20 protein-coding genes are annotated in these 24,821 nt (G+C 71.9%); 7 read left to right on the forward strand and 13 right to left on the reverse strand.

Features of this window, described 5'->3' with window-relative positions; translation table 11 throughout:
• Positions 1 to 41 precede the first annotated feature (41 nt).
• Positions 42 to 1,568: an alpha/beta hydrolase gene (locus EV187_RS00130; RefSeq protein ID WP_130351029.1), complete on the reverse strand. Its 1,527-nt coding sequence runs from the start codon at positions 1,566 to 1,568 to the stop codon at positions 42 to 44.
• A 266-nt stretch (positions 1,569 to 1,834) separates the two neighbouring features.
• Here EV187_RS00130 and EV187_RS00135 point away from each other — a divergent pair, with 266 nt between their 5' ends.
• The 5 genes from EV187_RS00135 to EV187_RS00155 all read left to right on the forward strand — a co-directional run bounded on the left by EV187_RS00135 (position 1,835) and on the right by EV187_RS00155 (position 11,187).
• The gene (locus EV187_RS00135; RefSeq protein WP_130351030.1) at positions 1,835 to 3,664 is read left to right on the forward strand and encodes an Hsp70 family protein; all 1,830 of its coding nucleotides are present in this window, start codon (positions 1,835 to 1,837) and stop codon (positions 3,662 to 3,664) included.
• A complete protein-coding gene (locus EV187_RS00140; protein ID WP_130351031.1) occupies positions 3,661 to 6,207 on the forward strand; it encodes a helix-turn-helix transcriptional regulator in 2,547 nt (848 codons plus the stop codon). The genes EV187_RS00135 and EV187_RS00140 overlap by 4 nt, the downstream gene beginning before the upstream one ends.
• A 202-nt stretch (positions 6,208 to 6,409) precedes the next feature.
• Positions 6,410 to 7,585, forward strand: a complete 1,176-nt coding sequence (locus tag EV187_RS00145; RefSeq protein ID WP_130351032.1) for an IniB N-terminal domain-containing protein — start codon at positions 6,410 to 6,412, stop codon at positions 7,583 to 7,585.
• Between the two features lie 105 nt (positions 7,586 to 7,690).
• Positions 7,691 to 9,604: a dynamin family protein gene (locus EV187_RS00150; protein ID WP_130351033.1), complete on the forward strand. Its 1,914-nt coding sequence runs from the start codon at positions 7,691 to 7,693 to the stop codon at positions 9,602 to 9,604.
• A complete protein-coding gene (locus EV187_RS00155) occupies positions 9,601 to 11,187 on the forward strand; it encodes a dynamin family protein (RefSeq protein WP_130351034.1) in 1,587 nt (528 codons plus the stop codon). The genes EV187_RS00150 and EV187_RS00155 overlap by 4 nt, the downstream gene beginning before the upstream one ends.
• Here the strand turns inward: EV187_RS00155 and EV187_RS00160 are convergent.
• The 7 genes from EV187_RS00160 to EV187_RS00190 form a co-directional block, all read right to left on the reverse strand.
• Positions 11,071 to 11,721 carry a hypothetical protein gene (locus EV187_RS00160; protein ID WP_130351035.1) on the reverse strand — a complete coding sequence of 217 codons (651 nt, stop codon included), beginning with the start codon at positions 11,719 to 11,721 and terminating at the stop codon, positions 11,071 to 11,073. The two genes, EV187_RS00155 and EV187_RS00160, sit on opposite strands and share 117 nt — an antisense overlap.
• A gap of 88 nt (positions 11,722 to 11,809) precedes the next feature.
• Complete coding sequence (locus tag EV187_RS00165; protein WP_130351036.1) at positions 11,810 to 12,643, reverse strand: SseB family protein; 834 nt, start codon at positions 12,641 to 12,643, stop codon at positions 11,810 to 11,812.
• Positions 12,627 to 13,373, reverse strand: coding sequence for a bifunctional 1-(5-phosphoribosyl)-5-((5-phosphoribosylamino)methylideneamino)imidazole-4-carboxamide isomerase/phosphoribosylanthranilate isomerase PriA (priA, locus tag EV187_RS00170; protein ID WP_130351037.1), 747 nt, complete (start codon positions 13,371 to 13,373; stop codon positions 12,627 to 12,629). Before priA ends, EV187_RS00165 begins: the two co-directional genes overlap by 17 nt.
• A 98-nt stretch (positions 13,374 to 13,471) precedes the next feature.
• The gene (hisH, locus tag EV187_RS00175; RefSeq protein ID WP_130351038.1) at positions 13,472 to 14,110 is read right to left on the reverse strand and encodes an imidazole glycerol phosphate synthase subunit HisH; all 639 of its coding nucleotides are present in this window, start codon (positions 14,108 to 14,110) and stop codon (positions 13,472 to 13,474) included.
• On the reverse strand, positions 14,107 to 14,721 hold the full coding sequence (hisB, locus tag EV187_RS00180) for an imidazoleglycerol-phosphate dehydratase HisB (RefSeq protein WP_130351039.1): 615 nt from the start codon (positions 14,719 to 14,721) through the stop codon (positions 14,107 to 14,109). Before hisB ends, hisH begins: the two co-directional genes overlap by 4 nt.
• Positions 14,722 to 14,730: 9 nt before the next feature.
• On the reverse strand, positions 14,731 to 15,876 hold the full coding sequence (locus tag EV187_RS00185) for a histidinol-phosphate transaminase (RefSeq protein ID WP_130351040.1): 1,146 nt from the start codon (positions 15,874 to 15,876) through the stop codon (positions 14,731 to 14,733).
• 46 nt (positions 15,877 to 15,922) lie between these two features.
• A complete protein-coding gene (locus EV187_RS00190; protein ID WP_130351041.1) occupies positions 15,923 to 16,306 on the reverse strand; it encodes a LysM peptidoglycan-binding domain-containing protein in 384 nt (127 codons plus the stop codon).
• 264 nt (positions 16,307 to 16,570) lie between these two features.
• Here EV187_RS00190 and lexA point away from each other — a divergent pair, with 264 nt between their 5' ends.
• Entirely contained in the window at positions 16,571 to 17,248 is a 678-nt protein-coding gene (lexA, locus tag EV187_RS00195; protein ID WP_242609456.1) for a transcriptional repressor LexA, read from the forward strand.
• Between the two features lie 28 nt (positions 17,249 to 17,276).
• Here lexA and EV187_RS00200 read toward each other — a convergent pair whose 3' ends face one another.
• The 4 genes from EV187_RS00200 to hflX form a co-directional block, all read right to left on the reverse strand.
• Positions 17,277 to 18,026: an alpha/beta fold hydrolase gene (locus tag EV187_RS00200; protein WP_165391054.1), complete on the reverse strand. Its 750-nt coding sequence runs from the start codon at positions 18,024 to 18,026 to the stop codon at positions 17,277 to 17,279.
• Positions 18,027 to 18,147: 121 nt separating this feature from the next.
• Positions 18,148 to 20,493 carry a 5-methyltetrahydropteroyltriglutamate--homocysteine S-methyltransferase gene (gene metE, locus EV187_RS00205; protein WP_130351043.1) on the reverse strand — a complete coding sequence of 782 codons (2,346 nt, stop codon included), beginning with the start codon at positions 20,491 to 20,493 and terminating at the stop codon, positions 18,148 to 18,150.
• Entirely contained in the window at positions 20,490 to 21,476 is a 987-nt protein-coding gene (locus EV187_RS00210; RefSeq protein WP_130351044.1) for a methylenetetrahydrofolate reductase, read from the reverse strand. The genes metE and EV187_RS00210 overlap by 4 nt, the downstream gene beginning before the upstream one ends.
• A 255-nt stretch (positions 21,477 to 21,731) precedes the next feature.
• Positions 21,732 to 23,261, reverse strand: a complete 1,530-nt coding sequence (gene hflX, locus EV187_RS00215; protein ID WP_130351045.1) for a GTPase HflX — start codon at positions 23,259 to 23,261, stop codon at positions 21,732 to 21,734.
• A gap of 42 nt (positions 23,262 to 23,303) precedes the next feature.
• On the opposite strand from hflX, the gene EV187_RS00220 reads away from it, so the two are divergent.
• On the forward strand, positions 23,304 to 23,927 hold the full coding sequence (locus EV187_RS00220; protein ID WP_130351046.1) for a class I SAM-dependent methyltransferase: 624 nt from the start codon (positions 23,304 to 23,306) through the stop codon (positions 23,925 to 23,927).
• 9 nt (positions 23,928 to 23,936) lie between these two features.
• Here EV187_RS00220 and dapF read toward each other — a convergent pair whose 3' ends face one another.
• Positions 23,937 to 24,818, reverse strand: coding sequence for a diaminopimelate epimerase (dapF, locus tag EV187_RS00225; RefSeq protein WP_130351047.1), 882 nt, complete (start codon positions 24,816 to 24,818; stop codon positions 23,937 to 23,939).
• Positions 24,819 to 24,821: the final 3 nt, after the last annotated feature.

Below are 24,821 nucleotides of genomic sequence, written 5' to 3' on the forward strand. Positions count from 1 at the left end.
TGCTCCGGCCGCTGCACACGGTCAACGCTGCGCCGACCCGGTCAGCACATCACGTCGGCGGCGGGCACGACGCCGTCCACCAGGTACTGCTCGACGGTGGCGTCCACGCACGCGTTGCCCTGGTTGAACGCGGTGTGGCCGTCGCCCTGCCGGGTGACGAGGATGCCGCTCTCGAGCTGCGATGCGACCGAGACCGCCCACTGGTACGGCGTCGACGGGTCGTTCGTGGTGCCGAGGACGAGGATGGGCGCCGCTCCGGGTGCGCTGACGGGGGCGGGCACCCGCTCCGAGGGGAACGGCCACGACAGGCAGGAGAGGTCGCTGTAGGCGAGGTAGGGCCCGAGGTGGGGCGCGGCATCCGCCAGCGCCCTGCCCTGCTCCTTCATCACGGCCACGTTGTTCTGCGCCGGGTAGTCGAGGCACCTGACCGCGCGCAGCGCCTCGAACAGGTTGCCCGTGTAGGAGCCGTCGGGCGAGCGGCCGTAGTACGCGTCGACGAGGGTCAGCGCGAACTCCGCCTGCCCGGCCAGGATCGTGGTGAAGAGCGTGTCGAGCGCGGGCCAGGTCTCGGCGTCGTAGAGGGGCGCCGCGATCGCGATCAGGAGGGTGTCCGCACCGACCGAGCGACCGTCGGTCGACGGGATCGGATTCTTCGAGACCGCATCGAGGAGGGCGCGCACCGTCGCCAGCGCCTCGTCGGGCGACCCCTGGAACGGGCACGTCGCCGCCGGGATGCACGCCCCGAGGTACGAACGGAGCGCCGTCTCGAGTCCCTGCGCCTGGGCGAGGGTGATCTGGGGCTCGCTGAGGCTCGGGTCGATCGCCCCGTCGAGCACCAGCCGCCCCACCTTGTCGGGAAAGGTTCCGGCATACACGGTTCCGAGGTACGCCCCGTACGAGTACCCGAGGTAGTCGAGCTGCTCCTCGCCGAGGACGGCGCGCAGCATGTCGAGGTCGCGGGCGGCGCTCACGGTGTCGACATTGGCGAGCAGTGCGCCCGTGTTCGCGAGGCACGCCTGCCCGAGCGAGTGCGTGAGCTCGTTCTGCCCCGTGATCCACGAGTTGCTCCCGCGCGAGCCCGGCGGGATCCCGTACAGGATGCTGTCGAGCTCCGCCGGCTCGAGGCATTCGACGGCGGTCGAGCGCCCCACGCCGCGGGGATCGAAGCCGACGATGTCGTAGCGGTCCTGCACGGCCCCGGTCACCGCGACGTCGACGGACTCGGCCACGACGTCGTACCCGGATACCCCGGGGCCACCCGGGTTCACGAGCAGCGAGCCGACCTTGTCCTCCTTCGCAGGCTGGCGGATGAGCGCAAGCTCGATCTCGTCCGCCGACGGGTCGTCCCAGTCGAGGGGCGCTCGCGCCGTGGTGCAGAGGAAGTCGCCGCACTGGTCCCAGCGCAGGACCTGCGAGTAGTACGGCCGGAGTGCGGCGTCGACGTCCTCGGGGATCGGCGTCGATTCCTCGACGACGGGGAAGAACAACGAGAGTCCGCATCCGCTCGCCGTCGCGGCCAGCACGAGCGCCATCGCGGTCGCCAGCATCGACTTCGGTGCGCGTTCCATGATGTCCCCCAGTATGTGCGCGACGCCGCTCGGTCGCTCGGCCCTCGTTTTGGGGGTGCGCCCCGGTTCGGTCCGCGCACGGGCGCGCCGCCCAGAGATGGCGCGGAAACATGCTCGAAACATGCCTCGATGTACCCCGAAAGCGGGGTTCGGTGCACGGGGCAACCCGGTTGCCGCCACCCGGGGTACGCGGGATACTCGCCCCATTGGCGCATCTCCGACGCGTTGGAGGGCCGGGGAGCCATGCGTGAGGGGGCAAACTCATCGTGACGTCATTCGTGCTGGGGATCGACATCGGCACGAGCTACACCGCTGCGGCCATCGGTCGGCGGCGCGCCGACGGCTCCGTGGACGTCGAACCGCTCGAGCTCGGTTCGCGCAAGGCCGCGGTGCCCACCGTGGTGTACCTCGGCGATGACGGCGGCGTCGTCGTCGGCGAGGCGGCCGAGCGGCGGGCGATCGATCAACCGGATCGGGTCGTGCGCGAGTTCAAGCGCCGCATCGGCGACGAGACGCCGATCATCGTGGGCGACCTCAGGGTCGCGGCCGAGGACATCTACGCGGTGCTCGCGCAGTGGGTCGTCGAGCGCGCCGAGGAGCACGAGGGCGAAGCGCCCGCGGTCATCGCGGTGTCCCATCCCGCGTCATGGGGTGAGCACCGCCTCGGACTGGTCCGAGGGGCCCTGGCCGGCGTCGGGCTCGGCGAGGTCGAACTGGTGAGCGAACCCGAGGCGGCCGGCCTGCACTACCTGGAGCAGGAGAAGGTCGGGACCGGTGAGGCGATCGCCGTCTACGACCTCGGCGGCGGCACGTTCGACGTCGCACTGCTCAGGAAGCAGGACGACGCGTTCCGCGTGATCGGCACCCCGTCGGGCATCGAGCACCTCGGCGGCGCGGACTTCGACCAGCGGATCTTCGAACACGTGCGCTCGCTCGCGGGTGGCGCTCTCGCCGACCTGGACGAGCGCACCCCCGACGAGGCGCTGGCCCTCGCACGCGTGCGGCGCGACTGCGTCGACGCGAAGGAGGCCCTGTCGTTCGACGGCGAGACGGTCGTTCCCGTGCTGCTGCTCGGCGCGCAGACGCGCGTGCGGCTCGTCCGCTCGGAGTTCGAGCAGATGATCGGCGACGACCTGCGACGCACGGTCGAGACCCTTCGGCAGGCGGTGACCGCGGCGGGACTCGAGCTCGACGACCTCACGACCGTCCTGCTCATCGGCGGCTCGTCCCGCATCCCCGCCGTCGCCCAACTCATCTCCGTCGAGCTCGAGCTGCCGGTCGCCATCGACGCGGACCCCAAGGCCTCCATCAGCCTCGGCGCCGCCGCAGCGGCATCACGTCGACTCGAGCCGCTCGTGCCCGCACCGGAGCCGGACGACGGGCGGGGCGACACCGTGCCCGTCGCGGGCGCCGCAGCGGCCGCATTCGCCGGCGCCCCGGTCGGTGCCGGCGCAGCGGGCGCGGCCTCGCAGCGCATGTCCATCGGATTGCGCGCGACCGTGCTCGCGGGGGTCGCCGCCGCGCTCCTCGCCGTCCTCATCCCCATCACGCCGCTGGGCGCCGGCACCCCCGAGGACTCGAACGAGGATCCGGCCGACACCACCGGCGAACCGAACGGGGCGCCGGACGGCGCCTACGTGACCGGTGCCGCACCGCTCGCCGCACCGCTGGCCGACCCGGTCTTCTACATCGACGAGCAGGCGGGGGCCGGAACGACGCCGGAGGACGACGCACCGCCGACCGGCGCGTACCGTCCGCTGTCGCCCGCCAACGGCGGCAGCGGCGGCACGTCCACCGCTCCCGCGACGAGCGGGTCATCTGCTGCGGCGCAGGATCCACCGTCGGACACCACGACGTCGACCGACCCGGTGGTCGACACCGAGCCGGCGCCGGATCCGGCACCCGACCCGGTCCCCGATCCGTCGCCCGAGCCCGAGCCCGTGCCGGATCCCACTCCGGACCCGGTCCCCGACCCGACACCTGAGCCCGAGCCCGTGCCCGATCCCGCTCCCGACCCCGCTCCCGACCCGTCGCCCGAGCCGGAACCGGTTCCCGACCCGAGCCCGGACCCGACCGAGCCGCCGTCGGTGCCATGAGCCGGCCGCTCTCGTCGACGGGAGGGCGGAATCCGGGCACGGTCGGTTGGGAGGACGCCGCAGGGCTCGTGCGGCAGATGCTCGACGGGCGAGCGCCGGTGCACGCCGGGGTCACGGGGCCGGGAGGGTCGGGCAAGTCCACGCTGCTCGACGAGCTCGCGGTGGCGCTCCGCTCCGAGGGGATGGACGTCGTCCGCGGTCTCGACGAATACGGACGAGCGGACGTCGACCCCGAGCGCGTCGCGCTCCTCGTCGACGATGCCGAGCACCTCGGCGACGACGACGTCGCCGCGCTCACGAGCCTCATGCGCACGGACGGACCGCACGTCGTCGTCGCCTTCCGTCCGTGGCCGCGCTCGGAAGCCGTGGCCGGACTCGTCGATCGGCTCGGCAGGCAGCGCCCGCACCTCGTGCTGGAGCACCTGTCGACCTCCGACGTCCGCGAACGGGCGGTCGAGCTGCTCGGCGATCCGCTCCCCGACGACGCCGTCGACCGGGTCCTCGACCTCGCGCGCGGCAATGCCCGGTACGTCGACCACGTGCTCCTGGCGGTGCGCGAGGACGCATGGGACCTCCTGGAGACGAGTCCACTGCCCTCGTCGGCACTGGAGCGGCTCCGGCATCGTCTGGATCGCCTCGATCCGGACCTCCTCGACTTCCTGGTCGCCCTGGCGGTCGGGTTCTCGGTGTCGGGACCGGCGCTGGCCACGGCACCCCGGTTCGCCGACGCGGACCTGCGCGCGCTCATGGCCGCGGCGCGGGCGACGGGGATGGTCTCCCCCGAGGGCACCCTGCTCCCGATCGTACGGATCACGATCATGCAGAGCACGCCGGACCACGAGCTGTGGCCGATGCGGAGCGAGCTGGTGGACGCCGTGGAGGCCGCGGGCGTTCCCCTGGGACCGACGGCACTCGAACTCGCCCGGCACGGGTTCCGCGACCCGCGCGTTGCGGAAGCACTCCGCGGACAGGCCGACGAGGCCCTGCCGACCGAGCCCGTCGAGGCATGGGGGCTCTACGCCGCATCCATCGAGGCGGGTGGCGACGTCGCCGCCCTCGCCGGCCGACGCGCGCAGGCCGCGTGGGCGGCCGGCGACATCCGCGCCGCCGAGCGCCTCGTCGACGGACTGCTGACCGGCGCCGAGCACCCCGACCTTCCCCGGGTGATGAATGTCGCAGCTGCGATCTGGTCGCGGAAGGGGATGCTCCGGCGCGGCGCAGACGCGTACGTCGGCCTCACGGAGGCGGCGGGGTGCGCGGCAGCACCGCTCGCGGCCGTCTGCCTTGCCGTCCTGGGAGAGGTCGGGCAGGCCCGGGCCATCCTCGCCACCGCTCCCGACGTCGAGTATCCGACCTCGTCCCAGGTGGCGATCTCGATGACCGCCGACGGGATCCTCGCCGCACTCGACGGCGCACCCGACCGCGCGCTGTCGGCGCTGCTCCAGGCCTCGAGCGTCATGGGCGAGTCCGGTGAGGCCCTTCCCCTGCCCGAGGTGCCGGCCGTCCTCGCCGCCCACGTGGCGCTCAACGCCGGCGAGCTCGGCATCGCCGCCGAGGTGCTCCAGTCCGCCGTCGACACCGTGCAGGGCGGACCCGCGTTCCGGAACCGGCTTCGTCTAACGCAGGCGCTCGTCGCGTTGCGGGCGGATCGTCCCGCTCGCGCCCGCGCGCTGCTGGGGGCGGTCGACTCCTCGCAGCGCCCGCTCGGGCTCCGCGACGAGGTGCTCGCGCACGCCGTTCGGATCGGGCTCGCACGGCGCACCGACGACCTCACCACGCTCGTGCGGGCATGGGATTCGGCGCGCCAGACGGTCGCGCGCATGCCGATCGACCTCACCGCCCTGCCCGCCCTCGCGGAGTTCGCGATCGCGGCGGCGCGCCTGCACGAGTCGCATTTCATCGAGGAGCCCCTCGCCTCCGCCTGGGAACTGCTCGAGCGCGTCGGCCGGCCCGCATCGTGGTGCACCAACCTGCACTGGGCCGAACTCCAGGCCGCCATCCTCCGCCGCGACCAGGCGAGCCTCGCGGCGCACGCCGCCGCGCTGTCCGATGCGGCGGCGGCGAATCGCGTGGCCAGCCGGCTCGCGGAGGCCGGTCGGGTCTGGAGCGCCGCCCTCGCGGGCGAGGTCGACGTCGATGCGGTGGAACGAGCCGTGCGCGACCTCGCCGCAGCCGGGTACCCGTGGGACGCGGGCCGGCTGGCCGGGCACGCCGCCGGGCGGGCGGCCGAGCATCGGGACACGCTCCAGCTCCTCGCGCTGGCCCGTGGCCTGCACCCGGAGGAGCAGCGCGCCGAGGACCGGCGAGAACCCGTCGATGAGCCCTCCAACCGTGCCCGTGACGACGGCGGGCTGAGCGCCAGGGAGCGGGAGGTGGCCCGACTCGTGCTCGAGGGCAAGACGTACGCGGAGATCGGATCCGCGATCTTCATCTCCCCCCGCACCGCCGAGCACCACATCGCGCGCATCCGCCGGCGCCTCGGCGTGACCACCCGGTCGGAGCTGCTCGCCAGGCTGCGCCTCGTGCTCGACGAGGACGAGTGACCGTCGACGGATGTCCCCCATCCCCCCATCGCCGTCCCCCCACCCCCCTATCGGCCCCCACCCACGACCCCCCTCCGCGGCACCGAAGGTACGGGGTTTCGCACCGATGCCGCACGCGCCAGGACACGACAGTCTTCTTCGTGGGGGCCGGCGTCGATGTCGGTCATCGAAACTCACACCTCGATGAGGAGGGGATCAGATCATGGCGAACATCACAACGGCACTGCTCGACTTCCTGATGGGCTTGCTCAAGAGCCCGCAGGCCGGAGCCGACTTCGCAGCCGACCCGGACACGGCGCTGCAGAACGCCGGACTCCAGGGCATCTGCGCCGCAGACGTCGACGCGGTCCTGCCGGTCGCGCTCGACTTCTCGCCGGTCGGCAACCGCGAGTACGACACCGGCGGCAACGAGATCAACAGCGGCGCCTGGGGCGGCGGCGGCGGCGGTGGCGGCAGCCACGGCGGTGGCGGCGGCGACTGGGGCGGCGGCGGCGGTGGCGGCGGCCACCACGGCGGCGGCGGCGGTGGCGGTGGCCACCACGGCGGCGGCGGAGGCGACTACGCAGCAGCGAAGGCGAAGCTGCTCAGCGTCGTGAACAACTACTCGTACATCGATGACCGCGACGTCGTCAACGACCAGTCGACGAACACCGCGATCTGGGCCGAGGACAGCATCGTCGGCGTCAACAACGAGGTCGATAACACGGCGACGAACGTCGGCGACGGCAGCATCGTCGCCACGACCGGTGGCACGATCATCGCCGGCAACACCGAGTACGACCTCGAGGTCGACATCGAGGACTCCTTCAACGAGGAGAACGACGTCGACATCGAGGACTCGTTCAACGACAACTCCGACAACTCGACCGACAACTCGACGAACGTCCTGGTGAACGACTCGTTCAACACGGACAACTCGGTCGAGGTCGACATCGAGGACTCCTTCCAGGACAACTCGGTCGAGATCGAGGACTCCTTCCAGGACAACTCGACCGAGGTCGACATCGAGGACTCGTTCAACGAGACCGAGACCGACGTCGACGTCGACATCGAGGACTCGTTCAACGAGGACAACTCGGTCGACAACTCGACGAACACCGACGTGGACGTCGACATCGAGGACTCGTTCCAGGCGAACGACAACGTCGTGGACTCGTTCGACGACAACGTCGTCGTGGAGGACTCGTTCCAGGTCAACGACAACACCGTGGTCGAGGACAACGTCGTCGTCAACGACTCCCTCAACGACAACAACGTCGCCGTCGACTCGTTCGACGACAACGTCGAGATCGAGGACTCGCTCAACGACAACACCGTCGAGACCGGCCCTGGCGACCAGGTCGAGGTCGAGGTCGAGGTCGAGGACGTCACCCTGTAGTCACCGCACGAGACCGGTTCGGCCCGGCACGGAACACTCCGTGTCGGGCCGAACCCACGTCTGTTCTGATTGAATTGAGTCCAGCTGCGAAGGGGGAGCGCATCGATGCGACAACTCATCGAACTCGTCGACCAGGGAATCGCTCTCGCGGGCAGCGGAGACCGTGCCGACCTCCGCAGGAGGCTCGAGCAGACGAAGGACCGCCTGCTCGATCCGAGCATCCGGGTCATCGTCGTCGGTGAGTTCAAGCAGGGCAAGAGCCAGCTGGTGAACGCCCTGGTCAACGCCCCGGTGTGCCCGGTCGACGACGACATCGCCACCGCCGTGCCGACGAGCGTGCGCTACGGCGAGCACCCGGCGGCGTTCGTGCTCTCCCAGCGATCGAGCTCCGGCACGATCGAGTCCGGCGGCAGGGTCGAACGCACCGAGGTGGCCGTGCGGGAGCTCGCGCAGTTCGTGTCCGAGCGCGCGAAGCCCGAGCGCAACGGCGACCAGGAGGTCACCGGCGCCGAGGTGCTCCTCCCCCGCAAGCTCCTGCAGAGCGGGCTCACGCTCATCGACTCGCCCGGCGTCGGGGGCCTCACCTCCGCCCACGCCCTCACGACGCTCGCCGCGCTGCCGTCGGCCCACGCCATGCTGTTCGTGTCGGATGCCTCGCAGGAGTACACGGAGCCCGAGATCCAGTTCCTCCGCCACGCCATGCGGATCTCCCCGAACGTGGCGTGCGTGCTGACCAAGACCGACCTGTACCCGCGGTGGCGCCAGGTCGAGGAGCTGAACCGAGCCCACCTCGCCGCCATCGATCCGGCGATCCGGCAGTTCCCCCTCTCGTCCCAACTACGGCTCACCGCGGTCGGATCCTCGGACTCGGAGCTCAACGCGGAGTCCGGGTTCCCCGAGCTCATCGCCTACCTGCGCCGCGACATCGTGGGCAAGGCGGAGCTCCTGCAGCGGCGATCCACCGCGAGCGACCTCCTGTCCACGACCGAGCACGTGCGGCTCGCCATCGACTCCGAGCTGAGCGCCCTGCAGAATCCCGAGAAGACGCCCGAGATCGTCGCCCAGCTGGAGGCGACGAAGGGCCGCGCCGACGAGCTTCGGCGGATCTCCTCGCGGTGGCAGATCACGCTGAACGACGGCGTCACCGATCTCATCGCCGACATGGAGCACGACCTGCGCGACCGCATGCGATCGATCCAGCGGGAGGCGGAGGACTCGATCGACGAGGGCGACCCGGGCCCCGTCTGGGACCAGTTCGTCGAGTGGTTCGAACAGCGCGTCTCGGCGGCCGTCACGGACACGTTCGTGTGGACGCAGGAACGCGCGACGTGGCTCGCCGAGAAGGTGGCACGGCACTTCACCGAGGACGAGGTGGCCCTTCCCGTCATCAACGTGGATGACACGCGCGACGTGCTCGACACCGTCGGCGAGGTCGCCACGCTGGACTCGGGCCGGCTCGGCGCGATGCAGAAGTTCTACATCGGCCTCAAGGGGTCCTACGGCGGCGTCCTGATGGTCGGCATCATCACCGGCATCGTCGGGATGTCGCTCATCAACCCGCTCTCGCTGGCCGCCGGTGCCGTGATCGGACGCAAGGCGTACAAGGACGACACCGAGGCGCGCCTCCTGCGGCGACGCAACGAGGCCAAGATGCTCATCCGGCGCCAGGTCGACGAGATCATCTTCCAGGTCGGCAAGCAACTGCGGGACCGCCTCCGCATCGTGCAGCGCACCACTCGCGACCACTTCACCGCGATCGCCGACGAGCACCACCGCTCGCTCGCCGACTCGGTGCTCGCCGCGCAGAAGGCGGCGACGATGTACGCCACCGAACGCGACAAGCGCGTCACCACGCTGCGTCGGGACCTTGAACGGGTCGACGCGCTCACGAAGCGCGCCCGCGCCATCGAGACCGGACGCGGGCCCGCCGACGCCGCCGGGAAGGCCACCGCGGCGAAGGAGCCCCCGGCCTCCCGAGTCGCGGCGGCCGAGCCGGCAGTCGGGACGGCTCCGGCGTGACCGTCCGCGTGCTCGACGAGGCGCACGCACTCCTCGACGCCGCCGCCGCGGAGTACCACGACGACGCCGAAGCGCTGCGACAGCTCCACGAGCACTCCGCCCGCCTCGGCGAACCGCTGCGCGTGGCCATCGCCGGAATGGTGAAGGCCGGCAAGTCGACCCTCCTGAACGCGATCATCGGCGAGGAGATCGCCCCGACCGACGCCGGCGAGTGCACGAAGGTCATCACCTGGTACCGCCATGGGGCGACCCCGCGCATCACCATGCACCTCCGGGCGGGCGGCGCCCGATCCCTGCCCGTCCGTCGCGACGACGGCCAGCTGGTCATCGACCTCGGTGCCACCCCCGCCGACGACGTCGAGCGGATCGACGTGGAGTGGCCGTCGAAGCGCCTCGAGGACGTGACGCTGATCGACACGCCGGGCATCGCATCGCTGTCCGCGGACGTCTCGGCGCGGTCGGCGGCCTTCCTGACGCCGGTGGAGTCGCCGTCGGAGGCGGACGCGATCATCTACCTGATGCGCCACCTGCATTCGACGGACCTCGGATTCCTCTCGGCCTTCCACGACACGTCGGTGGGCCGGTCCGCCACCGTCAACGCCATGGCCGTGCTCTCGCGCGCCGACGAGATCGGCGCCGGACGCATCGACGCCCTCCTCTCCGCACGCACCATCGCCGAGCGCTACCGCACCGACGGCGCGCTCCGGTCGCTCGCGCTCGATGTCGTGCCCATCGCCGGCCTCGTGGCGCAGTCGGCGCGCACACTGCGCCAGCACGAGTTCGACGCCCTCCGGCAGGTCGCGCGACTGGGGCGCGACGCCCGCGAACGGCTGCTGGTCTCCGTCGACCGGTTCGTGCGGGCGGACGCCGGCATCGACGTGTCCGCCGAGGATCGCATGGGCCTGCTCGACCGCTTCGGGATGTTCGGCATCCGCATGTCCGCCGTCGCGATCCGGTCCGGATACGACGACTCGACCGACCTCGCCGATGAGCTGTACCGCCGGAGCGGCATGGAGGACCTGCTGCGCCTCGTCTCCGATCAGTTCAGGTCGCGAGCGGACGCGTTGAAGGCCCGAACGGCCCTCACCGCGCTCAGCACCCTCGTCGAGCGCCGTCCCACGACGAACTCCCGGGAACTCGCGGGCGCGGTCGAGCGGCTGGAGGCGAACGCGCACGAGCTGCGGGAACTCAGCCTCCTCGCGGCGGCGCGCACCACGGGCCTCGGCCTGCCGCCCGAGGAATCCGCCGAGGCGGAGCGCCTCATCGGGGGTGCCGGGACGTCGGCGCCCCGACGCCTCGGCCTTCCCGACGACGCCCCGCCCGACGAGGTGCGGCACGAGGCATCCGTGGCCTTGCAGCGATGGCGCTCGATGGCGGGGAGCCCGCTGCTCGACCGCGGCGCCGTCGAAGCCTGCCAGGCGGTGATCCGCTCGTGCGAGGCCCTCGTGGTGGGCGTCGCGCCGGCCTCAGTCGAACGCCGCCAGCTGCGCCTCGTCCTTCATCCGGAACCACCGGTGGGCGGGCGCGACCAGGCACAGGACCCATCCGACCACGGCGAGCGCGAGGCCGGCCAGGAGCAGTAGCTCCACGAGCGCGCCCCAGTCGCCGACCGTGATGAACGCCGACGCCACGAGCACCACGCCCGTCTGGAGCACCAGCACGGGCAGTTGCACCCATCGGGCACCGCCACGCCGATTCATCACGAAGGCGAGCAGGACCGCCTCGATCGTGATGACGAGCCCGAGCCCGGCGATGCTCACCCAGTACACGAGATCGACGAGCGCGGACACGTCGTCCTCGGAGTACCCGGGCGCGAGGCGCCCGATCGTCTCGGTGAGCTCGGTGATCAGCGTGTCCCGCGAGATGAAGGCGATGAACACGGCCGCGCCGCCGAGCACGAAGCTGAGGATCCAGAGCGTGCGCGCGACCGTGACCACCCTGGGCACCGGAATCCTGCGGAGCACGGGAGGCCTGGTGTCGTCGGACATGACCGGGCGAGGCGGCGGCGGCGGACCGTCGTCGTCGTCGCGGGGCGGCGCGAGCGGCATCCGCTCGGCCCGTGCCGACCCCCGCTCATCGGCGTCGTCGACCGGCGGCTGCGTCTCACGATCCCCCATACCCAGCAATATACGACAGGGGTCGATCGGGGCATGGTCGCAGCGGATGCCGCGTCCGGGCGAGTCGGCGACGCGGCCACGCGCCCGCTCAGGTCGAGACGAGCCGCACCGTCAGCGAATCGACGAGCGTCGCGATCGCGTCATCCGCCGCCCATCGAGCGGCCAGCCGCTGGAGCACCGCGTCGAGCTCCGTGCGCGTGAGGCCGGCCACCAGCCTGAGCCGCACCACGAGCTCGGGCCCGGCGAGTCGGGCGTCGGGATCGCCGGCCTCGAGGTCGACGCCGAGCACGGCGAGCTCGGTGCCGATCGAGCGTTCGAACGCCTCGCGCACGTCGGGCGAATCGAACGGCGGATGCCACAGCAGCGATTGCGCCACCGCCCACACCGCCGGCCGACGCAGCACGAACTCGCCGTCTGAGCCGGGGTCGAGCACGACGAGGTCGGTGCCGTCGTCGGCGGCCGCGAGGGCGACCCGCACGCCGTCGGCCGGCACCGGCCGGGCAGCCGGATTCCACTGCGCCATGGCGTCGACGGACGCGAACACGGGCAGCACCCGCCGCCCGTCGGGCCCCTCGACCGTGACGATCGAGAGTTCCTGGCTCTTGTCCACGGACAGGCCGTGCGCGCCGACCTCGGCCCCCCCGTCGCCGAGCTCCGCGAGGAGCGGGATCAGCACGCGCGAGCGACCGAACTCGGCGACCACGTCGCCCTGCCCGCCGTCGCCCGCGCGGAACCGTCGGATGGCGGCGGCGAGCGCCTCCGGCGCACGCCCGTCGTCGGCGGCGTGCGGGTTCGCGTCGAACGAGCGGCCCGCCCACGGGACGCCTGCCGAGTCCGCCCCGGCGTGCGCGCGAGCCGCGTCGGCCGGGTCGGCGACCTCGGGGTCGCCCGCTGCGCCGACCGGGTCAGTAGCCGGCGACATCCAGGGCCTCGGCCAGCGTGAAGGCGCCGGCGTAGAGCGCCTTGCCGACGATCGTGCCCTCGAGGCCCAGCGGTACGAGCTCGCGGAGTGCGGCGATGTCGTCGAGGCTCGAGATGCCGCCCGATGCCACGACCGGGCGGTGCGTGCGATCCATGACCTGGCGGAGCAGGTCGACGTTCGGGCCCTGGAGCGTGCCGTCCTTGGTGACGTCGGTGACCACGTAGCGCGCCGCGCCGGCCTCCTCGAGGCGGTCCATGACCTGCCAGAGGTCGCCACCGTCCTTCGTCCAGCCACGGGCCGCGAGGGTCGTGCCGCGCACGTCGAGTCCGACGGCGATGGCCTCCCCGTACTGCGCGATGACGGATGCCGCCCACTCGGGATTCTCGAGGGCAGCCGTACCGAGGTTGATGCGCTTCGCACCGATCTCGAGCGCGTGCTCCAGCGACGCGTCGTCGCGGATGCCCCCGGAGAGCTCGACGTTGACGCCGCGCACCTGCCGGATGACCTTCTTCAGGATGCCCGCGTTGGAACCGCGACCGAACGCCGCGTCGAGGTCGACGAGGTGGATCCACTCGGCGCCCTGGTCGGCCCAGTCGGCGGCGGCATCGACCGGGTCGCCGTAGTTCGTCTCCGTGCCGGCCTCGCCCTTCGTCAGGCGGACGGCCTTGCCGCCCGCGACGTCGACTGCGGGAAGCAGCACGAGACGGGGGGTCTTGTTGAACTCACTCATCACTGTCCTCGTATCGGTGGCTGTGAGACACCACAGCGGCACAGTCACAGCATCCTAGTCGCGCGCGCCGACCACGCACTGCGCATGACGCCGTTCGTTCAGTCGAGCGAGCCCAGCCAGTTGGCGAGCAGGCGGATGCCGGCGTCCGACGACTTCTCGGGATGGAACTGCGTCGCCGACAGCGGTCCGTTCTCGACGGCGGCCAGGAACGGGGCGCCGTGCTCCGCCCAGGTCAGCTTCGGCCGCGGGAACGGAGGCATCACGTCGAGGAGCCACTCCTGCGCCGCGAACGAGTGCACGAAGTAGAAGCGCTCGTCCTCGATGCCGTCGAACAGCACCGAGCCCTCGTCGGGGCGCACGGTGTTCCAGCCCATGTGGGGCAGCACCTCGGCCGGCAGCTCCGTGACCACGCCCGGCCACTCGCCGAGGCCCTCGGTGTCATCGCCGCGCTCCACACCGCGCTCGAACAGCACCTGCATGCCCACGCAGATACCGAGCACCGGACGACCGCCGGCGAGCCGGCGATCGATGATCTCGTCGCCGCGGACCGCGCGGAGCTGGTCCATGACGGCCCGGAACGCGCCGACGCCGGGCACGACGAGCCCGTCGGCCTCCAGGGCCGCCACGCGGTCGGCCGTGACCCGCACGTCGGCGCCCGCGCGTTCCAGCGCCTTCGCCGCGGAGTGCACGTTGCCCGAGCCGTAGTCGAGCAGCACGACGCGGCGGCGGGCGGTCACAGCGCTCCCTTGGTGGAGGGGACGCCGGTGACGAGCGGGTCGTGCGCCTTCGCCTGGCGGAACGCGCGGGCGAACGCCTTGAACTCGGCCTCGGCGATGTGGTGCGGGTCGCGCCCGCCGAGCACCGTGACGTGCACGGTGAGGCCGGCGTTGAAGGTGATCGCCTCGAAGACGTGCCGCACCATCGATCCGGTGAAGTGGCCGCCGATGAGGTGGTACTCGAACCCGGCGGGCTCGCCGGAGTGCACGAGGTAGGGCCGCCCCGAGATGTCGACAACGGCCTGCACGAGCGCCTCGTCGAGCGGCACGAGCGCGTCGCCGTAGCGCGAGATGCCGCGCTTGTCGCCGAGGGCCTCGCGGATGGCCAGGCCGAGCACGATGCCGACGTCCTCGACCGTGTGGTGCACGTCGATCTCGAGGTCGCCGCGCGCACGCACCGTGAGGTCGGTGAGCGAGTGCTTCGCGAACGCGGTGAGGAGGTGGTCGTAGAACGGCACCGAGGTCTCGATGTCGCTCACGCCCGACCCGTCGAGGTCCAGCGACAGGTCGATGCTCGATTCGCTCGTCTCGCGCTGCACGCGAGCGGTGCGGGATGCGCCCGGAGAGGTCATGCCGCCATCCTATTCGGGGGTCGCGGGCTCGCTCGTCGCGTCCACCCGGCCCGGAGCGGTCGCCGGGGACGCCATCGATGCCGGCGCGAACACGGCGATCGCCTCGAGGAACGCGCTCGTCTCGGCCTCGGTGCCGGCGGTCACCCTGAGGCATCCGGGAAGGCCGATCTCGCGGATCAGGATGCCGCGGTCGAGCAGCGCCTCGAACACCGCATGGGGGTCGTCGACGCCGCCGAACAGCACGAAGTTCGCGCCGCTGCGGTACGGACGGAAGCCGAGCCGGGCGAGCTCGGACGCGATCCGGTCGCGCTGGGCGCGGATCTCGTCGACCATCGCGAGCATCTCGTCGGAGTGGGCGAGCGCCCCGAGCGCCGCCGCCTGGGTCAGCGCCGACAGGTGGTACGGCAGTCGCACGAGCCGCAGGGCGTCGATGGCGGCGGGATCGGCCGCCAGGTAGCCGACGCGCGCGCCCGCGAACGCGAATGCCTTGCTCATGGTGCGCGACACGAGCAGTCGGGGCCGGCCGTCGAGGAGTGTGAGCGCACTGGGCGTGCCCGGGTCGGCGAACTCGACGTACGCCTCGTCGACCACCACGATGCCCCGAGCCGCATCAGACACGGCGGTGATGGTCTCGAGCGACAGCGGGGTGCCGGTGGGGTTGTTCGGTGCGCAGAGCAGGACGATGTCGGGATCGTGCTCCCGCACCGCGGCGGCGGCGGTCTCCGGAGTCAGTTCGAAGTCGCGATCGCGCCCGGCGGTGATCCACTGGGTGCCGGTGCCCGAGGCGAGCAGCCCGTACATCGAGTACGTCGGCGCGAAGCCGAGCACGCTGCGACCCGGTCCGCCGAACGCCTGCAGGACGTGCTGCAGCACCTCGTTCGACCCGTTCGCCGCCCAGATCCGGTCGGCGTCCAGCCCGTGGCCCAGGTATGCGGCGAGGGCGCGGCGCAGCTGGGTGAACTCGCGGTCGGGGTATCGGTTCAGGCTGAGGATCGCGGCGGCGACCCGGGCCACGATGTCGTGCGCCACGTCCTCGGGGATCGGATGCGTGTTCTCGTTGACGTTGAGGGCGACCGGGACGGACTTCTGCGGTGCCCCGTATGGCGTGCGGCCGCGCAGGTCGTCGCGGATGGGCAGGTCGTCGAGGCTCGTCACCCGTCCATGCTAGCCACGCAGTGGTGCCGAACCTCGTGGCCGGATGTCACGGAACGACCGGAAGCGCGAGGCGCTGCCCGGGCTCGACGACCGCGTCGGCGAGGCCGTTCAGGCGGATGATCTCGTCGACGAGCACGCGCGGGTCGCCATCGGGGGCGATGGACTCCGCGATCGCCCAGAGGGAGTCGCCCTGCCCGATCGTGACGTACTCGAATGAGGTGGCGGGCAGCACGGATCCGCCGTCGGCGGCGGCACCGCCCGAGCCGAGCACGGCGACGAGCGCCCACACGACGAGCGGGAGCGCGGCGAGCGACGTGAACACGACTCGGCCGCGGCGGGTCAGCCTGAGCCGCGTGGCCGGCTCGGGCACCTCGCTCGATCGCGGGCGCACCGGAGTGCTGAATCGGGTCGATACGATTGCTGCGCTCATCTCACACCTCCTGGATGAGTCGCATCCGGCCCTCGGCCGGGAGGGCCGGATGCGAAGCTCTGTTCCGAATATATCTTCGAATGTTCGAACCTGCAAGCAACCTAGCACCCGTTTCGTGCCGCGAATTCCGCGACACACTCGAACGAATGTTTGCCGCCCCGACATCTGCCGGATACAGTTTCGAATGTCCGACGACAGTCGATCAGACACCACCGACATCCGGTCGCGAGGCCGCAACGAGGGGCGGAGACGTTGAGCACCGACATCGGAGGCGTGCGCGAGACCGGCAGGGAACGCCGTCGCAAGAGCCTGAGCGCGAAGCAGGTCGCGATCCTCGAGGTCATCCAGCACTCGGTGTCCAGCCGCGGATACCCGCCGAGCATGCGCGAGATCGGCGACGCGGTCGGGCTGTCGTCGCTGTCGAGCGTCACCCACCAGCTGAACCAGCTCGAGCTCGCGGGCTACCTGCGCCGCGACCCCAACCGCCCGCGCGCCCTCGAGGTGCTCATCGAGCTCCCCGGGAGCGGCGACCGGGCGCCGTCGGCCGGCGAGCCGATCCCGGTGGGCGACGCCGCCATGGTGCCGCTCGTCGGCCGCATCGCCGCCGGCATCCCGATCACCGCCGAGCAGCAGATCGACGAGGTCTTCCCGCTCCCCCGTCAGCTCGTCGGCAAGGGCGAGCTCTTCATCCTCAAGGTCGTCGGCGACTCGATGATCGACGCGGCGATCTGCGACGGCGACTGGGTCGTCGTGCGCTCGCAGCGCACGGCCGAGAACGGCGAGATCGTCGCGGCGATGCTCGACGGCGAGGCAACGGTGAAGGTCTTCCGTCAGCGCGACGGGCACACCTGGCTGCTGCCCCGCAACACCGCATTCGAGCCGATCCTCGGCGACCATGCCGAGGTGCTCGGCAAGGTCGTCGCCGTGCTCCGGGCGGTCTGAGGCCGAGCTCCCCGAGCACGTCGCGAGCTCAGGCGGCGGCGAGTGCCGGCGCCGGCGGCGCCACGGCGCGGAGCCACCCCACCACCGTGTCCATGAAGCCGACGTGGTCGTCGCGGAACACCGTGTGACCGGTGCCCTCGACCGTCGCGACGGTCATGCCCTGATGGCGCATCTGCGCGGCCACGCGCTCGGTGATCAGCAGGCTCTTCTCGGCCAGCACCACGAGGCTCGGGGCGACGAGCCGCATCGGCGGCACCAGCGGCGTCGTGTCGAGGAAGCCGAGGATCGTGCGCTTGTCCCAGTCGCGGAGCGTCGCGAGCTCGATGTCCACGTCCACGGCGCTCCACTTGGGGTTCATCCGCACGAGCGCCGAACGCCGGGGTCGCGGCGCGATCGCGAAGAAGGCCTTGTAGGCCCAGCCCTTGATCCCCGACGGGAACGAGAAGGCCGGGTCGATGTAGATCGCCGCGCGCGGGGCGAGCCGGTCGGCGACGAGGCTCGCCACGAGGCCGCCGAGCGAGTGGCCCATCACGACGTCGAGCGGCCCATCGAGGAGCGGCTCGAGCGTCTCCACCACGTCGTTCGCCCAGGCCTTCGGCGAATAGCTCCGGGCACGGGGGCTGCGCCCGTGCCCCGCGAGGTCGACCGCCAGCACCCGGTAGTCGTGCTGCTCGAGCTCCGCCGTGACCCGGTGCCACGCGCGTGAATCCGACATGATGCCGTGGATGAGCACCGCGGTCTTCGTGCCGCTGCCGGATTCGTGAACCGCGAGTCGCATGGGGTCGACCGTATCCGGTTCGCCTGAGCACCGACCCGGCGGTACATGGCAATCCGCCGTGGATTCCCGGGCACGGCACGGGCGGATGCCGCGAGGACGCGACATCCGCCCGTACGTCCGCCTACTCGGCGAGCACCGGCTCCGCGAGCTCGGCGCGCACCGCCCGGGTCGCCTCGATGATGTGCTCGAGCGACGCGACGGTCTCGTCGTACCCACGCGTCTTCAGGCCGCAGTCGGGATTGACCCACAGCTTCGATGCGGGGATCTCCGCGACGGCCCGCTCGAGCAGCGCCTGCACCTCGGCGGCGCTCGGCACGCGCGGCGAGTGGATGTCGTAGACACCCGGCCCGATGCCGTGGTCGAACCCGCTCGTCGAGATGTCGTCGACGACCTCCATGCGGCTGCGCGCCGCCTCGATCGAGGTGACGTCCGCGTCGAGGTTGCGGATCGCGTCGATCACCACGCCGAACTCCGAGTAGCAGAGATGGGTGTGCACCTGCGTCGCGGCGGCCGCGCCGCCAGTGGCGAGCCGGAAGGAGCCCACCGACCAGTCGAGGTACGCGGGCTGGTCGGCGAGCTTGAGCGGCAGCAGCTCCCGCAGCGCCGGCTCGTCGACCTGGATGACGCGGATGCCGGCGGACTCCAGGTCGCCGATCTCGTCGCGCAGGGCGAGGGCCACCTGCCGGGCGGTGTCGCCGAGCGGCTGGTCGTCGCGCACGAACGACCACGCGAGGATCGTCACGGGCCCGGTGAGCATGCCCTTCACGGGCTTCCCGGTGAGCGACTGGGCGTACGTCGACCACTCCACCGTCATCGGCGCGGGGCGCGAAACGTCGCCCCAGAGGATGGACGGGCGCGTGCAGCGCGAGCCGTACGACTGCACCCAGCCGTGCTGCGTGACCGCGAAGCCGTCGAGCAGCTCGGCGAAGTACTGCACCATGTCGTTGCGCTCGGGCTCGCCGTGCACGAGCACGTCGAGGCCGAGCTCCTCCTGCAGCCGGATGACGCGCTCGATCTCCTCGCGCATGAGGCCCCGGTACTCGCCGTCGGAGAGCTCGCCCTTCACGAGGCGCGCACGTGCCCGGCGGATGTCGCCGGTCTGCGGGAACGAGCCGATGGTCGTGGTCGGCAGCTCGGGGAGGTCGAGCGACTCCTGCGCCGCGACGCGCTCGTCGTAGGCGGCGCGGCTGAAGTCGCGGTCGGCGAGGGCTGCGAGCCGATCGCGCACCGCGGGCACGCGCACGCCGGGAGCGCCGGCGCGGTCGGCCAGCGCAGCGGATGCCGCGTCGAGGTCGCCCTCGATCGACTCGCGTCCCTCGGCGAGGCCTCGCGCGAGCGTCGCGACCTGGGCGACCTTCTGGTCGGCGAAGGCGAGCCAGCTCACGAGGCGTGCGTCGAGGTCGCTCTCGTCGTCGACGTCGTGCGGCACGTGCAGGAGCGAGGTCGACGTCGAGACGGCGACCTCGGACGAGAGCGAGCGGAGCGCGTCGGCCCGCTCGAAGGCGTGGGCGAGGTCGCCGCGCCAGATGTTGTGTCCGTCGATCACGCCGGCGACGAGGGTCTTCGACGCGAGCGACTCCTCGGTCGCGGGGTCGGGGCGCTCGGGCGCCGTGCCGCGCACGAGGTCGAGGCCGATCGCCTCGATGGGTGCCGCGGCGAGCGGGGGCAGCGCGTCGCCGAGTGCGCCGTACGGCGCGGCGACGAAGATCGCCGGGCGATCCTCGGCCGAGCCGAGCACGTCGTACGCGACGCCGATCGCGTCGAGCACCCGGTCTCGGGGCTCGTCGATGCTCTCGCTCACGAGCGCGGGCTCGTCGAGCTGGACCCACGCGGCACCCGCAGCACGGAGCTCGGCCAGGAGTTCGGCGTACACGGGCACGAGGTCGTCGAGCCGGTCGATCGGTCGGAAGCCGTCGGGGGCACCCTCGGCGGCCTTCGCCAGGAGCAGGAAGGTGACCGGTCCGACGAGGACCGGGCGGGTCAGGAAGCCGGCCGCCCTCGCCTCGGCGAACTCCGCGAGGATCCGGTCGGCGTGCAGCGCGAACGCGGTGTCGGGACCGATCTCGGGCACGAGGTAGTGGTAGTTGGAGTCGAACCACTTCGTCATCTCGAGGGGCGCGTCGTCGCCCTCGCCGCGGGCGATCGTGAAGTACCCGGCGAGGTCGATGCGACCCGCGTCGTCCTGCAGGCGCTGGAATCGCTCGGGCACGGCGCCGACGGCGATCGCGGCATCGAGCACCTGGTCGTAGTACGAGAACGACTCGGGGATGGACGAGTCGTCGCGGCCGAGGCCGAGCGCCGCGAGGCGCTCCCGCGTCGCCGCGCGGAGCTCTGCGGCGCGAGCCTCGAGCTCGGCGGCATCGATGGTCCCGGCCCAGAAGGCCTCGACGGCGCGCTTGAGCTCGCGGCGCCGCCCGATTCGCGGGTAGCCGAGGATCGTCCCGGTGGGGAAGGCGTGTGCGGTCATCGTTCTGTGGTGTTCCTCTCATTGACGAGTCGGTCGTTGGCGCCGATTCCGAGCCGGTCGAGCACGTCGAGCACGGCCTCGTGGCGGTTGAAGGTGTACAGGTGGAGTCCGGGAGCATCGCCGTCGAGCACGTCGGCCGCGAGGCGCGCCGCGTACGCGATGCCGAGCTCGGCCTGGGCCTCGGGGTCGGGCTCGATCTCGAGGTCGATCTCGAGTTCGGCGGGCGGCTCGACCCCGGTGAGCTCGGTGAGTCGCCTGAGCCGCGCGGGCGTGGTCACCGGCATGATGCCGGGCAGGATGGGGATGGTCACACCGGCAGCGCGGGCGCGCGCGACGAATCCCAGGTAGTCGTCGGCGTGCCAGAACAGCTGCGTGATCGCCAGGTTCGCGCCCGCGATCTCCTTGGCGAGCAGGGTGTCGACATCCTGCGCGGGGCCACGGGAGCGCGGATGCCCCGTCGGGAAGGCGGCGACGGCGACCCGCTCGGGCCGCGGCCGCTCTCCGATCTGGCTGACCCCGGGCAGGCCGGGAATGCCCACCTGCGCGAACGGCTCGCGTTCCTCCTGCACGCGGTGGATGAGCTGCACCAGCTCGGCCGCGCTGTCGAGGTCGCGGATGCCCGCGTCGGGGTCGGCGCCCTCGGGCGGATCGCCCCGCAGGGCGAGGAAGCTCGTGATGCCCGCATCGAGGAACTCCCGCACGAGGCGGTTGGCCTCGGCGTGCGACGAGCCCACGCAGGTGAGGTGCGCCATCGGCTCGACGTCGGTGTGCTCGAGCATGTAGCGGAGCACCGTGAGCGATCGATCCCGCGAGGAGCCGCCCGCGCCGAACGTCACCGAGATGAACGCCGGATCCGCCTCCGCGAGGCGGTCGATCGTGCGCCCCAGCGCGAGCGCCGCGGCATCCGTTCGCGGCGGGAACAGCTCGAACGAGACCGACGGCCGACAGTCGGCGCCCCCGGCATCCTGTCCGGTCTCTGCCATGGTGCTCCTGCGTGGCGTGCCGGTTCGGCGGAAGCACGGCAGGCCGCGTCCCCCGGCCGTTCGGCGGGTGGGTGTCGCGGGCGGGTGCCGGGCTCGGCGGTCGCTCCTGGTGCCCGGCATCCGGCCGTGCACCGACGATCACCAGCGACGATACGCCTTCACCCGGCCGATGTGGACACTGTGACGCGGCGTGACGGCACGAATGGGACGATCGGCACCCCGGCGATCACCGAGGCCAGGACGCCTCGGGGGCCGTCAGGCGGTCGCGGATGCCGCGGCGAACTCGGCGAGCTGGGCGGCCTGCTCGGGCGACGCCAGCGCGCGGATGCGCGTGCCGTCCTCGACGTATCCGACCGAGAGCACGCGACCCGTCTCATGCAGCGTGGACACGACGTCGCCCCGGTCGTACGGCACGAGCAGGTCGACCTCGACGGCGGGGTCGGGCAGCATCCGCGCGACCGCCTCGAGCACGTCGGCGATGCCCTCGCCGGTGCGCGCGGAGGCGAAGACCGCACCCGGCTCGAGGCCGCGGAGCACCAGGCGATCCTCGGGCGTGATCAGGTCGGCCTTGTTGAAGACGACGAGCTCGGGGATGGCGCGGGCGCCGACCTCGCCGATGACGTCGCGCACGGTGGCGATCTGCCCGGCGGGGTCGGGGTGGGCCGCGTCGACGACGTGCACGATGAGATCGGCGTCGCCGACCTCCTCGAGCGTCGACCGGAAGGCCTCGACGAGCTGGTGCGGGAGGTTGCGCACGAAGCCGACGGTGTCGGCGATGGTGTACACGCGCCCGTCGGCGGTGGTGTTGCGGCGCACCGTGGCGTCGAGCGTGGCGAACAGCGCGTTCTCGACGAGCACGCCCGCGCCCGTGATGCGGTTGAGGAGGCTCGACTTGCCCGCGTTGGTGTAGCCCGCGATCGCGACCGAGGGGACGGCGTTGCGACGGCGGTTGGCGCGCTTGGCCTCGCGCGCGGGCTTCATGCCGGCGATCTGCTTGCGGAGCTTCGCCATGCGCGAGTGGATGCGACGGCGATCGAGTTCGATCTTCGTCTCACCCGGACCACGCGAACCCATGCCGGCGCCCGCCCCGCCCACCTGGCCACCGGCCTGGCGGGACATGGACTCGCCCCAACCGCGAAGTCGCGGGAGCAGGTACTCGAGTTGCGCGAGTTCGACCTGCGCCTTGCCCTCGCGGCTCTTCGCGTGCTGGCTGAAGATGTCGAGGATGACGGCCGTGCGGTCGATGACCTTGACCTTCACGACGTCCTCCAGCGCACGGCGCTGGCTGGGGGCGAGCTCGGTGTCGGCGATCACGGTGTCGGCGCCGAGCGCGGCGACGACGTGCCGCAGCTCCTCGGCCTTGCCGCTGCCGAGGTACGTGCTGGGGTCGGGATTCGGGCGGCGCTGCAGGAGCCCGTCGAGGACGCGCGCGCCCGCCGTCTCGGCGAGGGCCGCGAGCTCGCGCATCGAGTTCTCCGCGTCGTCCTGCGACCCCTGCGCGTACACGCCGATGAGCACGACGTTCTCCAGTCGGAGCTGCCGGTACTCGACCTCGGTGACGTCCTCGAGCTCGGTGGAGAGCCCGCCGACGCGGCGGAGCGCCGCACGCTCCTCACGGTCGTACTGCTCGCCGTCGGTCGTGTCGCCTGCCGCGGCATCCGACCAGTCCCGCTGGATCGCCGAGGCGTCACCGGCACCGAACCGGGCCATGCCCGCCTTCGACTCCGCGCTGCGCAACACCCGCTCGACGGCGTCGTCTGCGGTGGTGTGTTCGCCTTCGTTCATCCTGTCAACCCTACTTCTCTTCGTGTGCGATAGCTTGCTTGCATGAGCTCCGACCACTACTTCTCCCCCTCGCCTCGGAGCGACTCCAGCACCCGCACCATCCGTGCCCGGCTGGCCGGCCGCGACCTCGACGTGCTCACGTCGGCCGGTGTCTTCAGCCCCGAGCACCTCGACCAGGGCACTCGCGTGCTCCTCGACGAGGTTCCCGCGCCGCCCCCCTCCGGGCACCTGCTCGACCTCGGCGCCGGATGGGGCCCGATCGCGATCAGCCTCGCGCTGCGGTCACCGGATGCCACGGTGTGGGCCGTCGACGTCAACGAGCGCGCGCTCGGCCTCGTGCGACGCAACTGCGCCCGGCTCGGCATCTCCAATGTCAACGCCGTGCTGCCCTCCGATGTTCCCGGCGAGCTGCGGTTCGCCACGATCTGGTCGAATCCGCCGATCCGCGTCGGGAAGCAGGAGCTGCACGCGATGCTCGAGCAGTGGCTTCCCCGACTCGACGACGACGCGACGGCCTGGCTCGTGGTGGCCAAGCACCTCGGCGCCGAGTCGCTGCAGCGCTGGATCGCCGATTCACTGGGCCTCGAGGTCGAGCGAGCGGCGAACTCCAAGGGCTTCCGGGTGCTGGCGGCGCGGAGTGCGGGGGACTCGGCCGGCGGAATCTGACGTCGCGGATCAGGCGAGGCTGAGCACCCCGTCGAAGACGAGCTCGGCCGGACCGGCCAGCGCCACGTGCTCGCCGTCGTCGGCCTGGAACATCCGCACGCCGAGCACGCCGCCGGGCACCTGCACGCGCCAGTCGTTCGGCGCGGACTCGCCCGCCCAGTACCGCACGGCGAGCGCCGAGGCGACCGCGCCGGTGCCGCACGAGAGCGTCTCGCCCGACCCGCGCTCGTGCACCCGCATGCGGATCCGACCGACGCCGTCTTCGACGAGCGGCTCGGCCGGAACGACGAACTCGATGTTCGCGCCCGCCTCGGGGGCCGGATCGAGGATCGGCTGGTAGGCGAGGTCGAGCCCGTCGAGCTCGCCGTCGTCGGCCAGCGCGACCACGACATGTGGGTTGCCGACGTCGATGCCGAGGCCGGGCCGTGCCACCGGGAGGCTCTTGGCACGCACGAGCGGCTCGCCGCCGTCGAGGCGCCACGTGCCGAGGTCGGCCTGGAAGCCGGTGGCGGTGCGTCGCACGCTGCGCACGCCCGCCCGCGTGCCGATCGCGATCGAACCGCCGGGCGGCAGCTCGGCGAGACCCTGGTCGAGGAGGTAGCTCGTGAAGACGCGGATGCCGTTCCCGCACATCTCCGACACCGTGCCGTCGGCGTTCCAGTAGTCCATGAACCAGACCGCCGACGGGTCCTCGGCGAGGGCGGATGCCCCGTCGTCGAGGTTGCGGGAGCGCACGGCGCGGATGACGCCGTCGGCGCCGACGCCGAACCGGCGGTCGCAGACGGCCGCGATCTGCGTGGGCGTGAGCTCGGTGTCGCCCTCGGGGTCGCTGAAGAGCACGAAGTCGTTGCCGGTGCCCTGCCCCTTGGTGAATCGCAGATCGAAGGACATTCG

It is taken from the genome of Agromyces ramosus (assembly GCF_004216665.1).
GTDB lineage: Bacteria > Actinomycetota > Actinomycetes > Actinomycetales > Microbacteriaceae > Agromyces > Agromyces ramosus.

Bases quoted from the DNA above. Each gene is read 5' to 3' on its own strand.
- EV187_RS00200 (WP_165391054.1), bottom strand. From the start codon at position 18,026: ATGCGACTCGCGGTTCACGAATCCGGCAGCGGCACGAAGACCGCGGTG.
- dapF (WP_130351047.1), bottom strand. From the start codon at position 24,818: ATGTCCTTCGATCTGCGATTCACCAAGGGGCAGGGCACCGGCAACGAC.
- EV187_RS00160 (WP_130351035.1), bottom strand. From the start codon at position 11,721: ATGGGGGATCGTGAGACGCAGCCGCCGGTCGACGACGCCGATGAGCGG.
- hflX (WP_130351045.1), bottom strand. From the start codon at position 23,261: ATGAACGAAGGCGAACACACCACCGCAGACGACGCCGTCGAGCGGGTG.
- EV187_RS00150 (WP_130351033.1), top strand. From the start codon at position 7,691: ATGCGACAACTCATCGAACTCGTCGACCAGGGAATCGCTCTCGCGGGC.
- metE (WP_130351043.1), bottom strand. From the start codon at position 20,493: ATGACCGCACACGCCTTCCCCACCGGGACGATCCTCGGCTACCCGCGA.
- EV187_RS00140 (WP_130351031.1), top strand. From the start codon at position 3,661: ATGAGCCGGCCGCTCTCGTCGACGGGAGGGCGGAATCCGGGCACGGTC.
- EV187_RS00145 (WP_130351032.1), top strand. From the start codon at position 6,410: ATGGCGAACATCACAACGGCACTGCTCGACTTCCTGATGGGCTTGCTC.
- EV187_RS00130 (WP_130351029.1), bottom strand. From the start codon at position 1,568: ATGGAACGCGCACCGAAGTCGATGCTGGCGACCGCGATGGCGCTCGTG.
- EV187_RS00210 (WP_130351044.1), bottom strand. From the start codon at position 21,476: ATGGCAGAGACCGGACAGGATGCCGGGGGCGCCGACTGTCGGCCGTCG.
- EV187_RS00165 (WP_130351036.1), bottom strand. From the start codon at position 12,643: ATGTCGCCGGCTACTGACCCGGTCGGCGCAGCGGGCGACCCCGAGGTC.
- priA (WP_130351037.1), bottom strand. From the start codon at position 13,373: ATGAGTGAGTTCAACAAGACCCCCCGTCTCGTGCTGCTTCCCGCAGTC.
- hisB (WP_130351039.1), bottom strand. From the start codon at position 14,721: ATGACCTCTCCGGGCGCATCCCGCACCGCTCGCGTGCAGCGCGAGACG.
- EV187_RS00220 (WP_130351046.1), top strand. From the start codon at position 23,304: ATGAGCTCCGACCACTACTTCTCCCCCTCGCCTCGGAGCGACTCCAGC.
- EV187_RS00190 (WP_130351041.1), bottom strand. From the start codon at position 16,306: ATGAGCGCAGCAATCGTATCGACCCGATTCAGCACTCCGGTGCGCCCG.